General features: G+C 63.0%; 15 protein-coding genes. 6 read left to right on the top strand and 9 right to left on the bottom strand.

The window, feature by feature from the left end; genetic code table 11:
• Window positions 1–124: 124 nt before the first annotated feature.
• The 3 genes from EN990_RS27030 to EN990_RS27020 form a co-directional block, all read right to left on the bottom strand.
• Window positions 125–544 carry a DoxX family protein gene (locus EN990_RS27030; protein ID WP_013532413.1) on the bottom strand — a complete coding sequence of 140 codons (420 nt, stop codon included), beginning with the start codon at window positions 542–544 and terminating at the stop codon, window positions 125–127.
• A gap of 234 nt (window positions 545–778) precedes the next feature.
• Complete coding sequence (fumC, locus tag EN990_RS27025; RefSeq protein WP_127368335.1) at window positions 779–2,176, bottom strand: class II fumarate hydratase; 1,398 nt, start codon at window positions 2,174–2,176, stop codon at window positions 779–781.
• 158 nt (window positions 2,177–2,334) lie between these two features.
• Window positions 2,335–2,814, bottom strand: a complete 480-nt coding sequence (locus EN990_RS27020) for a cupin domain-containing protein (protein WP_127368334.1) — start codon at window positions 2,812–2,814, stop codon at window positions 2,335–2,337.
• A gap of 88 nt (window positions 2,815–2,902) precedes the next feature.
• Between EN990_RS27020 and EN990_RS27015 the strand changes: the two genes are divergently transcribed.
• Entirely contained in the window at window positions 2,903–3,919 is a 1,017-nt protein-coding gene (locus EN990_RS27015; protein WP_245469215.1) for a LysR family transcriptional regulator, read from the top strand.
• Here the strand turns inward: EN990_RS27015 and EN990_RS27010 are convergent.
• Both EN990_RS27010 and betI read right to left on the bottom strand, forming a co-directional pair.
• Complete coding sequence (locus EN990_RS27010; RefSeq protein ID WP_127388429.1) at window positions 3,904–4,662, bottom strand: SDR family oxidoreductase; 759 nt, start codon at window positions 4,660–4,662, stop codon at window positions 3,904–3,906. The two genes, EN990_RS27015 and EN990_RS27010, sit on opposite strands and share 16 nt — an antisense overlap.
• Window positions 4,663–4,785: 123 nt before the next feature.
• Window positions 4,786–5,424 (bottom strand): transcriptional regulator BetI, encoded by a 639-nt coding sequence (gene betI / locus EN990_RS27005; RefSeq protein ID WP_024505714.1) that lies wholly within the window; start codon window positions 5,422–5,424, stop codon window positions 4,786–4,788.
• Between the two features lie 81 nt (window positions 5,425–5,505).
• On the opposite strand from betI, the gene choX reads away from it, so the two are divergent.
• Together choX and EN990_RS26995 are read left to right on the top strand one after the other, a co-directional pair.
• A complete protein-coding gene (choX, locus tag EN990_RS27000) occupies window positions 5,506–6,444 on the top strand; it encodes a choline ABC transporter substrate-binding protein (protein ID WP_127369955.1) in 939 nt (312 codons plus the stop codon).
• A complete protein-coding gene (locus tag EN990_RS26995; protein ID WP_245469214.1) occupies window positions 6,441–7,265 on the top strand; it encodes an alpha/beta hydrolase in 825 nt (274 codons plus the stop codon). Before choX ends, EN990_RS26995 begins: the two co-directional genes overlap by 4 nt.
• 82 nt (window positions 7,266–7,347) lie before the next feature.
• Here the strand turns inward: EN990_RS26995 and EN990_RS26990 are convergent, their stop codons facing one another.
• The gene (locus EN990_RS26990) at window positions 7,348–8,133 is read right to left on the bottom strand and encodes an NIPSNAP family protein (protein WP_127385481.1); all 786 of its coding nucleotides are present in this window, start codon (window positions 8,131–8,133) and stop codon (window positions 7,348–7,350) included.
• A gap of 149 nt (window positions 8,134–8,282) precedes the next feature.
• Between EN990_RS26990 and EN990_RS26985 the strand changes: the two genes are divergently transcribed.
• Entirely contained in the window at window positions 8,283–8,915 is a 633-nt protein-coding gene (locus EN990_RS26985) for a TetR/AcrR family transcriptional regulator (protein ID WP_245465144.1), read from the top strand.
• A gap of 20 nt (window positions 8,916–8,935) precedes the next feature.
• On the opposite strand, the gene EN990_RS26980 is transcribed toward EN990_RS26985, so the two are convergent.
• Window positions 8,936–9,529, bottom strand: coding sequence for a hypothetical protein (locus tag EN990_RS26980; protein WP_127370302.1), 594 nt, complete (start codon window positions 9,527–9,529; stop codon window positions 8,936–8,938).
• Between the two features lie 110 nt (window positions 9,530–9,639).
• On the opposite strand from EN990_RS26980, the gene EN990_RS26975 reads away from it, so the two are divergent.
• Window positions 9,640–10,770: a metallophosphoesterase gene (locus tag EN990_RS26975; RefSeq protein ID WP_164753869.1), complete on the top strand. Its 1,131-nt coding sequence runs from the start codon at window positions 9,640–9,642 to the stop codon at window positions 10,768–10,770.
• Window positions 10,771–10,827: 57 nt separating this feature from the next.
• Here the strand turns inward: EN990_RS26975 and EN990_RS26970 are convergent, their stop codons facing one another.
• Complete coding sequence (locus EN990_RS26970) at window positions 10,828–11,007, bottom strand: CsbD family protein (RefSeq protein ID WP_024505721.1); 180 nt, start codon at window positions 11,005–11,007, stop codon at window positions 10,828–10,830.
• A 198-nt stretch (window positions 11,008–11,205) separates the two neighbouring features.
• Between EN990_RS26970 and EN990_RS26965 the strand changes: the two genes are divergently transcribed.
• Window positions 11,206–11,859, top strand: a complete 654-nt coding sequence (locus EN990_RS26965; RefSeq protein WP_164753868.1) for a glutathione S-transferase family protein — start codon at window positions 11,206–11,208, stop codon at window positions 11,857–11,859.
• 57 nt (window positions 11,860–11,916) lie between these two features.
• Here the strand turns inward: EN990_RS26965 and EN990_RS35830 are convergent.
• A partial coding sequence (locus EN990_RS35830; protein WP_206526356.1) for a hypothetical protein occupies window positions 11,917–12,112 on the bottom strand: 196 nt, incomplete at its 5' end.

Raw genomic sequence — 12,112 nt, 5'->3', positions numbered from 1 at the left:
GTCCCGATAGCCCCGATCCTATCAGAAACTCCGGCCGACAGATCGGCGATCATGCACCAACAACGAAAAAGCGGCGCGGAAAATTCCGCGCCGCTTTCTTGTTCGGCTATTGCCGGGTCTTGGCTCAGCCGCGCTTGGCGTCGATCGAATAGGCACCGGCGCCCGAGGAAGCCAGCACGAGGAAGCCGCCCGCAATGGCGAGGTTCTTGAGAAACTGGATCATCTGCATCTGGTCGGCCCAACCGGTGTGGGCGACCAAACCGGTAGCGACCGTGAAGACCGCCAGCACCCAAGCGACAATCCGGGTCTTGAAGCCGACGAGGATGGCGAGGCCGCCGAGAAGCTCGATCAGGCCGACGACGGTGGCCGTTACGGTCGGCAAGGGCAGGCCGAGGCTGCCGAAATAGCCCGCTGTTCCGCTAATGGCGGTGAGCTTGCCGAAACCTGAAAGCAGGAAGATGACCGCGAGCAGGACGCGGCCGAGGAGGATGGTGGTCGAGGCATTGGATGCGCCGGAACCGGCGACTGAAATGTTGGTGGACATGGTGGCTCTCCGGGATGGGTTGATGCCGGGGAGATAGAGCAAACCGACTGTTCACCAAAGCCACCAGACTGGCGACACATTGTTCACAGTACTTACGTTTCCGTGATCGGGCGGCCTGCGCAAAATTCGCTTCGGGTGAGGTCGTGACGGGAGTAAATTCTCCCCTCACGAAATATCGGGCTTTTGGTGACGCAATTCCGGACCGAAAACCGCAGACACTTTTCCTGGAATTGCCTACCCCGGATGCGTCATATCCTCCGGCCGCACCAGGCGGTCGTAATCGGCTTCGCTGACCAGCCCGGTGGCGAGCGCTTCCTCGCGCAAAGTGGTGCCCTTCTTGTGCGCGGTCTTGGCGATCTTGGCGGCATTGTCGTAGCCGATGGTCGGCGCCAGCGCCGTCACCAGCATCAGCGATCGGTCGAGTGCCGCCTTGATGTTGTCTTCGCGGGCCTCGATGCCGACGACGCAATTGTCGGTGAAGGAGACCGAGGCGTCGGAGAGCAACTGCACCGACTGCAGGAAGTTGTAGGCCATCAGCGGATTGTAGACATTGAGCTCGAAATGACCCTGGCTGCCGGCGAAGGTGAGCGCCGCATTGTTGCCGAACACCTGTACGCAGACCTGCGTCAGCGCCTCGCACTGGGTCGGATTGACCTTGCCCGGCATGATCGACGAGCCCGGTTCGTTTTCCGGCAGCGACAGTTCGCCAAGGCCCGAGCGCGGGCCTGAGCCGAGGAAGCGGATGTCGTTGGCGATCTTGAACAGCGCGGCGGCCGCCGCATTGATGGCGCCGTGCGAAAACACCATGGAATCATGGGCCGCCAGCGCCTCGAACTTGTTCGGCGCGGTGACGAAGGCGATGCCGGTGATGGAGGCGATGCGATCCGCGACCCTTTCGGCGAAGCCGACCGGCGCGTTGAGGCCGGTGCCGACGGCGGTGCCGCCCTGCGCCAGTTCCTGCAACCCGGGCAACGTCAGCTCGATGCGCTTGATCGACGAAGCGACCTGCGCGGCATAGCCCGAAAATTCCTGGCCAAGCGTAAGGGGGGTGGCATCCTGCGTGTGCGTGCGGCCGATCTTGATGATGTGATTGAACTCTCTGCTCTTGGCGGCGAGTGCCTTGTGCAGGTGCTTCAGTGCCGGCAACAGATCGTGCACGATGCGTTCGGCGCAGGCGATGTGCATGGCTGTCGGATAGGTGTCGTTCGACGATTGGCTCATATTGACGTGATCGTTGGGATGCACCGGCTTCTTGGAGCCCATGACACCGCCCAGCATCTCAATCGCCCGGTTGGAGATCACCTCATTGGCGTTCATGTTGGACTGGGTGCCCGAACCGGTCTGCCAGACCACCAGCGGGAAATGCTCATCGAGCTTGCCGTCGATGACCTCTTGCGCCGCCTCGACAATCGTCTTGCCGATCGCAGGATCGAGCCGCTTGAGCTCCATGTTGGCTTCGGCCGCCGCCCGCTTGACGATGCCCAATGCGCGCACGATCGACGCCGGCTGCTTCTCCCAACCGATCTTGAAATTGCCGAGCGAACGCTGCGCCTGCGCGCCCCAATACCGGTCGGCGGCGACTTCGATGGGACCGAACGTGTCGGTTTCGGTTCTGGTCTTTGCAGCGGTCACGGGTCTCTCCTTGTCGAAGTCGGCAACGGCGTATCGCGTTGCACAAACGGCTTCAAGCGGAGAATGCGGGCGGCGAGGATGCAAATCGGTTGAAGGCGCGGCGCGTCTCTCCTTCTCCCACAAAGGGGAGAAGGGAAGGACTGCGCAGTTTCGGCCTCTCACCCCAGCGGCGGACCGACAATGTCGATGCCGTTTTTTGCGCAAAGCTGCACCAGTGCCGCGATGATTTCCGGTGTTGGTTCCATCAGCGGCGGCAGTTCGGGCTGTTCGGCGGGACGGCTCGCCTGACGCAGCATCGTCTCAAAATCCGAACCGCGCGTGATGGTGAGGGTGCGCGCACCTTCCGGGGATTCGACCCGGTAGGTGTGCGGCAGGCCTTTCGGTGCGATGACGGTTTCGCCGGCGTCCGCAATGCGTTCGTGGCCGTCGATCTGAAAGCGCAATCTCCCCTCCAGGATGTGAAACACTTCGTCTTCCCTGCGATGCTCATGCAGCGGCGGCGAGTCGCCATAGGGCATGTGATGCTCGACGACGCAGGTGCCGTCCTCTCCTGCCATCGACGAGACGTGGATCGCGACGAGCGTGTTGTTGAACCAGAAGAGTTCCTTGCCTGTGATCGTGCCGGGGGTCATTGTCATGGCGTGTCTGATCCTTCTGTTGCCTGTGCCTGCTGGGCCGATGACGATCTAGCCAGGGATACGCCGACAACGGAAATCGAATGATCGTATGGGGCGAATTGATGCGATGAATTTGAACGCGCTCGACCTCAATCTCATCAAGGTGTTCGACGCCCTTCTGCGGGAGAGAAGCGTTACGCGTGCCGGCGAGCAGATCGGCCTCAGCCAACCTGCCGTCAGCGCTGCGCTCAATCGCTTGCGACATCTCCTCAACGACCAGCTGTTCGTGCGACGGGGCAATGACATGATGCCGACACCGCGCGCCGAGAGCATGGCCGAGCCGTTGCGCGTGGCGCTTCGCGAGATCGAACGCGTCTTCCATTCGGCCAAGGCGTTCGATCCGGCGGAACTGGAGCGAACCTTCACGTTCATGGGGGCGGATTTCTTTTCCATGATGCTGATGCCAGCGCTGGCGGCACGCATCGCTGGCGCCGCGCCGCGCGCGTCGCTAAGGTTTCTCGATAGCGCGCGCGGCGATGTCTCGCGGCTGCTCCAGGACGATGAAATCGACGTAGCGCTCGAGCGTCCGCTGGAGGTCTCCGACTGGGTCTCAAGCACGCCTCTGTTCCATTCACCATTCGCCATCATCGCCGCGCACGACAACGCTGCGATCAGGCAGGCGGGAATCATGGAAGGCAAGACTCTGCCGATCGACCTCTTCTGCGAGCTGCCCCATATTCTTCGTTCTATCGACGGGTCGATGTCGGGCTCCACCGACGAGGCGCTCCGCAAGATCGGGCGGACGCGCCGTGTAAGCCTGACCCTGCCGCACTTTCAGGCTGTCGCATTAGCCGTGGCAAATGGAAACCACCTGTCGGCGGTGCCCAGGCAGTTCGCGGTTTGGGCGGCCGAGACCCTGCCGCTCGTCATCTTTGAACCGCCGCTTCCCATTGCTGTTCCGGAAATCAGGATGTACTGGCACGCGCGCCACGACGACGAGCCACCCCATCGCTGGGTTCGCGATCAGGTCCTGGAGGCGGTAGGCGTACTTGGATTTGTAGAAAGTGGCGTCGCAGAAAATGTCGGCGCTTGGCGTGGCGCCCGGACGGATCAGCCCGCAGTATAACCACCGTCGACGGAGAAGACCCCGCCGCTGGTCCAGGCCGCCTCGTCGCTAGCGAGGTACACTGCGATGCCCGCCAGATCGTCGGGGCGGCCGATTCTGCCAAGCGGATAGCTGCGCTCGACATAGACTTTCAGCTCGGCCTTTGCCTCGGCCGGCAAATTGTCGACGGTCTTGCGTCGCATGGCGGTGTCGACAGTGCCGGGCGCGATGGCGTTGACGCGGATGCTGCGCGGGCCGAGTTCGAAGGCCAGCGATTTGGTCAGCGAGTTCAACGCGCCCTTTGACAGGGAATAGAGGCTCGAGGGCCGCTTCGGGATCATCTTGTTGGCGAAATAGGACGAGATGTTGATCACCGACGCGCCGGCCGCCAGATGCGGCAGCAGACCCTGCGTGAGGAAGAACACCGCCGTCACATTGAGCGCGAAGGATTGTTGGAACTGCGCCTCGCTGACGGTCTCGAACGGCACCAGGAAAGCCACCCCGGCATTGTTGACGAGAATATCGAGCGGCCTGCCGGATTCTTTGACGTGCTCGCCGACGGCCGCAATGCCGGCCGATGTGGCAAGATCGGCCGACAGCGTCTCGATAGTGCCGCCGAGCTGCTTATGGGCGGCGTCGAGCTTTTTGGTGTCACGGCCGACGATCAGGACGTCCGCGCCCTCGCGCGAAAAGGCCTCGGCGATCGCCAGGCCGATACCGTCCGACCCGCCGGTAACCAGCGCGCGCTTGTTGTGAAGTCTCATCGGATGCTCCGAGATTTCTGCGTCGTCGAGAGCACCGTATAGTGGCGGCCAAGGTCAAGCCGTCAGCCTATCCCACAGTATGAACTTCGACCGCTGCCACCCGGCAGGCCGGCCGAGGCTGGTTTAAGCGCCGGCGGTCGCAAGCTCCCCCAAAGCCAGCCGTCCCGCGACATAATTCTTGACCTGGCGGACAGCCTGTTCGCGCGACACACTGCCCGGCTGCAGGCCGAGCCGCAACCAAAGCCCGTCGATCAGCGCGGTGACGCCAAGCGCGATGTCGTCGGCATCTCCGGGCGAGGCGAGGCCGCGCAGGCCCGACAACAGGTTCGAGCGCATGCGCGCATGGATCACCCTCTGGATACGAGCCATCTTCTCGTCGCGCGGCACCTCGGCGCAGAGCGACAGCCAGGCATGGCAGAGAGGCGGCTGGAACAGATGCTCCTCGAAATTGCCCTCGATCACCGCATCCATGCGCTCCATCGGTGTCTGCGCCCGGCGAAGCCGCGCGATCACCGCCTGGCACAGGACGGCGTTTGCCTCACGCATCGCGTGCTCGAACAATTCCTGCTTGTTGCGGAAATAGTGCAGCACGATGCCCTTGGAGGCACCGGCCTGCGCCGCCACCTTTTCCAGGGTCGCGCCGGCAATGCCCTCGCGCTCCAGCACCGCGAAGGCCGCCTGCCGCAATTCCTTGCGGCGGATCTCACTGAGACGCTTGAGTTTCACGGCATCGGTCCATGCATGTCGAATCCACGTTGACATCTTCGTCCGTTCAGATCAAGAATTGACCCATGGGACAATAAAAAGACCGATTGGTCAATTTTGTGGACGAGGAGAACCGAAATGTTGCGCATCCTTGCAAATGGCGTCTGCCTTGCCGGCCTCATGTTGGCCACTCATGCGGCCCAGGCGGCCGAGGCCGAAGAGTGCAAGACGGTCCGCATGGCCGAACCCGGCTGGAACGACCTTGCCTTCACCACAGGAGTCGCAAATGTCCTGTTGGAGGCGCTTGGCTATCAGCCGCAAAGCCAGGTGCTCGGCATCAACGTCATCTACGAGGGCATGAAGAACAGGGACCTCGACCTGTTCCTGGGCTACTGGGACCCGGCCATGGTCACCTATTACGAGCCCTACAAGAAGGACGGCTCGGTCGAGAATGTGCGCGTCAATCTCGTAGGCGCCAAATACACATTCGCCGTGCCGACCTATGTCTGGGAAGCCGGCGTCAAGGACATTTCCGACCTGCACAAATTCGCCGACAAATTCGGCAAGAAAATGTACGGCATCGAGCCCGGTTCAAACCAGTTGATGATGGACGCTATCGCCGATCCCGCCTTTGGCCTGGACGGCTGGCAGGTGGTCGAATCGAGCGAAGCCGGCATGCTTTCCGAGGTCGGCTACGAGATCAAGGAGAAGCAGTTCATCGTCTTCCAGGGCTGGGCGCCGCACCCGATGAACACGATGTACGACTTCAAATATCTGACCGGCGGCGACAAGTTCTTCGGCCCGAATTTCGGCGCCGCGACGGTGACGACGCAGGTGCGCAAGGGCTATCTGCAGCAATGCCCGAACGTCGCACAGTTCTTGAAAAACCTCGCCTTCGACATCGATTTCGAGAATGTCGGCATGGGTTATCTGATCAATGACGGCATGAAGCCGGAGGACGGCGCGCTGAAGGCAATCACGGCCAACAAGAGCCGTCTCGATGCCTGGCTCGCCGGTGTCACCACCTTCGACGGCCAACCCGGCCTTGCCGCGGTCAAGGAAAAGCTCGGCCTGTGAGGGCGGCGGTGCTGAATGCCTGCGCGAACCAGGACGGCTGGGCCGGCCGCAAGCAGTTCGTCACTGTCGGCAATCTCGACATCGCCTATGTCGAGATAACAGGCGCCGAGCCGGCACTGCTGTTGGTGCACGGCTTCACCGACACCAGCCGCAGCTTTTCGCTTCTGGCGCCCTATCTGGCCGGCCGCCGTCTGATCATGCCGGATCTGCGCGGCCACGGCGCCTCGCAGGCCGGCAAAGGCTGCGGCATAGCCGATTTCGCCGACGATATTGCCGGGCTGATCCTACGCTTGCGGCTCGACCGGCCGCTTGTCGTCGGCCATTCGCTGGGCGCCATGGTGGCCATCGCATTGGCAGGGCGACACAGGGAGCTGATTGGCGGGCTGGTGGTGCTGGCCGGCACGCTAAAGCCCGATTTCGCGCCGGATCATCCGCTGGTCGCGGGCGTCGAGGCGCTGCGCGACCCGATATCGCCGGCCGATCCGTTCTACGCCTGGTGGCATGCCTGCAGTCCCGACGTGCCTCCAGCCTTTCTCGCCGGCTTGGCGAGAGACGCGTCGGCATTGCCGGCGCCGCGCTGGCGCGCGATTCTCGAGGAAATCCGCCGCGCCGATCTGAGCGATGCGGCGCGGGCCGTGCAGGCCCGGACGCTGATCATTGCCGGCGCCTGCGACCCGCTGTTCGGCGAGGCGCACCAGCAGGCGTTGCAATCCGCTCTTGCCGGAGCCGTCTTCGTCCGGGCCGAGAGCTGTGGCCACAACCCGCATTGGGAAGACCCGGCCCTTGTCGCCAAGACCATCGTCGAGGCATTTGAAGTCTGATGCATGTCGCCCAAAAGTGGCCCCGGTTTTGGGAGAACGACATGCACAAAAAAGGATCTATTCCTAAGCGCGTCGACGCGCTTTAGGAATAGATCCCGACCAGTGATTGCGATGTCGGCGACAGCCGCAAGGTCTCCGTGGGTTTGGTCAGGCCGGGTTGCGCGGCCCGCCAAAAATCCTGCCATGCCGGCGAGGCGGCAAGCGCGGCCTTGTGGCGGGCATGCGCTTCTGTGCTGGCAAAACCCATGACGCTGATGAAGACGTTTTCGTCAGCCCGTACCGGCAGGCGCGGAAAATTGTTTTCGGCAGGCTCGGTCACGAACGCGGCGAGCAGGCGTGCGTCGGCTGTCATCAGGCACGCCGTCTCAATCTCGAAGCGGGTGGTGAAATCTGCCTCCGTGCCCGGCTGCAAATGATGAATCTCGATGACAACGATGCCGGTCAGCGGCCTGTTTCGAATGGGCTTTTCGTCGCCGGCCAGGCTTGGCCGCTGCGCCCCCGCAAGGTCGAAGCCGGCGCCCGGCCACGCCGGCTTGAGCAGCAGCACATCGTCGGAATCGATCATCGTCGCGTTGGCCGCATCGCGGTGCGCCGCCCAGACCGGCCCGCCATAGAAAGCGGCAAGAGCATCTTTCCGCGCAGCCATGCCGTCGAAGCCGCGCATCCAGACGAACATGTCAGGCCGATCGAGATCCCGGAACTGGCCGATGATGGTCATGCCGGCGGCCTCCTGGCCCTCGATCAGCCTGCTGTCGAAGATGTCGATGAGCGTGTCGCGTTGGCCTGGCTTCAGCGTGTATTGCCGCAACTCGACGACAGGCGAGGCGAGCGACGAGGGTTTCGGCGCGACGTTCTGGGGCAGGTTCATCCGGCATTCTCCAAAACAGGGTGATTGTCCTGTTTGTAAAACAGACCGGTTGTCCTGTTTTGTCAATATGCTAATGTCCGGCAATGTCAGCAGAGATGATCGCTCAACCAAAACCGCGCCCGGGAAAACGCATCAACGACCCTGAGGGCATGCGCAAGAAAGTGCTCGATGTCGCCGAGGACGCGTTCCAGGCGCGCGGCTATCACGCCTCCAGCATCGGCGACCTGATGGCGGCGGCTGATGTCAGCGGCGGCGCGCTGCATCACCATTTCCCGACCAAGAAGGCGCTGGCGCTGGCGGTGATCGACGAGCGTGTGGCGGCAGCGGTCGAAGAGACATGGATCGCGCCGGTGCTGGCGGCGGCATCAGCCCGCGAAGGCGTGCGCGCGGTGTTCGAGGCCGTGGCGGCGCAACTGGAGCAGCAGGGTTTCGTGCGCGGCTGTCCGCTCAACAATCTGGCGCACGAATTGTCGCTTGCCGACCCGGATTTCCGCATTGCCCTTGCCGGGATTTTTGCCGGGTGGCGGCGTGCGATTGCCGACAAGCTGCGTGCCGACCAGCAGGTAGGCAAGGACGAGGGCACGGACCCCGAGCGCTTCGCCGCGCTGACGGTCGCCGCCTACTCGGGAGCGATGTCGATGGCCAAGGCCACGCAGGATGCCGGTGTGCTGCGGGATTGCCTGGCGGGGCTGGAGCGCAGCGCGCCGTCGCCATCGCCATCGCAGGGCGCATTGGCAGCCAGGCGACGCAACAGAATACTGCCACGGCCGGGAACCCCTTGACTCGCCGTGCTCTGGTTCAGCTACTCGGCCAGCGGCTTGATCGTCTCGTAGCCGTTGACGGATTCCGAACTGGTGCCTTCATCGTAGCGCCGGGCGAGCGCGGCTTGCAGATCTGGCGCATAGAGGGCGGTGAATGAATCCAGCGTCTCGCCGGCACCGTTCTTGAAGGTCTCCTTGACCGCCAGGACATTGTATTTGCACTCGCCCAGGCTGAATGTCTCCTTGCCCTTCACGACCAGGCTCAGCGTCTTGGTGCCCTTCGGCGGCTTGTTCGGCGACAACTCGACGAACTCTATCGCGGCCTTTGTCCCCGCCTTCAGCGGAAACAGCTTTCGCAGATCGGAAAACGGGATCATCGCCTGGCGACCGGTGTCGCTGTCGCGAAACACCTCGATCAGGCCGGCGAACAGATATTGGGTCTGGGGCGATTGCGATTCGTAGGTGTTGGCAACCGACATCATCCCGCCGGCCACGGGCCGAAATTCGCTCTGGATGCCGGGTCTCGCCAGAACGAAACCCTTCCTGGCGGACTTGGCGTCGACGCAACCCGCCGCATGCGCGGTGCTCGCGCACAACATCGCGGCCAGGATCATGCAGATAGGTGCGGCTTTCATTTTTCGTCCTCCTCCGCTTGCGCAAGCGAGACATGCCAGCCCCGTGGCGTCATGTCGATGATGACGCAGAGGCGCTGGACGACCGGCCGCTGTCCATGCTGAATCAGCGTATGATGAATCGCCGTTCGACTGCATCGCTTTCCCGACGCAACTTCCTGGCGCAGGCTGCAGGATTTGCCGCGGCCGGCGCCTTGTCGCGCCCGGCCTTCAGCCAGACCGGGCAACGCGTCCAGTCGATCGACGCCACTTTCCTGTTCATCGCCGATGTCCATGCCTGCCGCATGGCGAGCGGCTTGAGCCCCAACTGCCTGCAGGAAGGCAAGACCGACGCCGCGCTGCTGCGCAACGTGGCGGCGCTGAATGCGCTTGGCGACAAGGACTGGCCAACTGAGATCAATGGCGTCGCCACCGGCCTGCGTTCGGCCGGCAGGATAGGCACGCCGCTCGGCCTTGTCGTCGGCGGCGACATCACCGACGATGGCGGCGGCCAGATCACGCAGCCGAGCGAGGGCACCCAACTGCTCCAGTTCAGCCAGCGCTACAGCCAGGGCGTCGGTCCCGATCGCGTGCACATGCCGGTCTATATCGGGCTCGGCAACCATGATCTCGACCAGAACGGCCCGCCGCACCATGTCGACTGGTATCGGCGCGAACTGCGCGATTATGTCGAGGTCAACCATCGCGCCGGCGTGTTCTTCAAGCCGCCGGTGCCTGCCACCGACTACGATGTCGACACCGACTGTTACTCCTGGGACTGGGGCGGCCTGCATCTGATCCAGACGCATCGTTTCGCCGGCGATACCGGCCACGGCGCCGAGAGCAGCCTGCCATGGCTGAAGCAGGATCTGGCGACCTATGCGGCGGACGGCCGTCCGGTCATCCTGTTCCAGCACTATGGCTGGGACACTTTCTCGGTGGAACGTTGGGATGCCGCCAAGCGGCACTTCGATGATGACGGCAGTGGTGCGCCGCATTGGTGGAGCGAGGCCGACCGGCAGGCGTTGCTGGCGGCGCTGAAGGGCTACAATGTCGTCGGCATTTTCCATGGCCACCAGCACGAAACGCCGCTGATCTATCGCAGGGACGGGATCGACCTGTTCAAGCCGAAGGCTGCCTATATGGGCGGTTTCGCGCTGGCCAGGGTGACCAGCGACGGCATGGACGTGGTGCTGGGCGAGGCGGCCGGCGATCACGGCGAGGTCGCCTTCACCAATGCTTTCAGCAAGGGCTGGAGCACCTGAAAAAGGCGGCCTTCGCGACCGCCTTTCCCTCGATAAAGCGCGTTTGCCGATGTCGGATCAGAGCGCCTTCTTGACCTTGTCCTTGACGTCGCCATAGGCCTTCTGCACCTTACCGGCGGTCCGGTCGCCCGTGCCTTCGGCCTGGGTCTGCCTGTTGCCGGTCGCCTTGCCCGCGGCTTCCTTGACCGAGCCCTTGACCTGCTTGGCCACGCCCGCAACCTGATCCTTGTTCACCATTTTTTGCGCATCTCCTGGGGTTCTGAATTCGGAGGAATTCATTTGCGGTAGCTAACGAGCCGGCGTCGGTTAGGTTCCAGGCGTCGCCCGGACGGCAGATCAGGTCGCGCGGCCGCCGCCCTGGGGCAAGGCTGGTGGGCTAGGCTGCGAACACGCGTCGACCATGGAATTTGGATGGCCGTGCATGCGGGGAGAAAAATGGCTGAATTCACGCTCTATATCGGCAACAAGTGTTTCTCCTCATGGTCGTTGCGGCCATGGCTGGCGATGAGGCATCTGGAGATCCCGTTCGAGGAAGGTTTCGTGCGGCTGCGCACGCCTGAAACCTTTGCCAATCTGGCGAAAGTGTCGCCGACCGGTCAGGTGCCGGTGCTGAATCACAATGGCAAGATCGTCTGGGAAACCCTTGCCATCCTTGAATATCTCGCCGACCTGTTTCCCGAGAAAAAGCTCTGGCCGGCCGATATCGACGCCCGCGCGCTGGCGCGTTCGGCCGCGAGCGAGATGCATTCCGGCTTTCGCGAGGTCCGCTATGGCTGGCCGATGAATTTGCGCCGGCCGAAGGGCCACAAGCCGCTCGACGCCGAGGGCGAGGCGCAACGCGCCCGCATCGAGGCGCTGTGGCGCGAGTGCCGGGAAAAATACGGCAGGGGCGGCCCGTTCCTGTTTGGCCATTTCACCGCGGCCGACGCCATGTATGCGCCTGTCGTCACCCGTTTCGACACCTATGGCGGCACGCTGGCGCCGGATACGCGCGCCTATGTCGACGCCGTGCTGGCAACGCCGGCGATGCGGCACTGGTATGCCGAGGCGGCCAAGGAGAGGTGGCCGGAACCCGGCCCGGACGAATAGCCGGATCCAACGAAAACGCCCCTCGCACCTTTTATCGTGCGGGGGGCGTCTTTGCCATCAACCGTTCTTTCGATTGCTCTCACGAACTGCTGACGACAAGGCATAAATGCGCCTTTGCGTGGATGGTTCCTGGATGCCAGAAAATTTTTTCAACTTGGCGCAAGCGCGCTGTTTGGCGCCCGGTTTGCCGTCATGCCAGCTGGTTTGGCCTGGTGTTTTGGGAGAAATCCGCATCTGTGGCTTTATGCAAATT

This window comes from Mesorhizobium sp. M7A.F.Ca.US.005.03.1.1 (assembly GCF_003997975.1).
GTDB classification, from domain to species: domain Bacteria; phylum Pseudomonadota; class Alphaproteobacteria; order Rhizobiales; family Rhizobiaceae; genus Mesorhizobium; species Mesorhizobium ciceri.
Note: the sequence above shows the minus strand (reverse complement) of the source record. Positions and strands in the feature narration are given on the sequence as shown.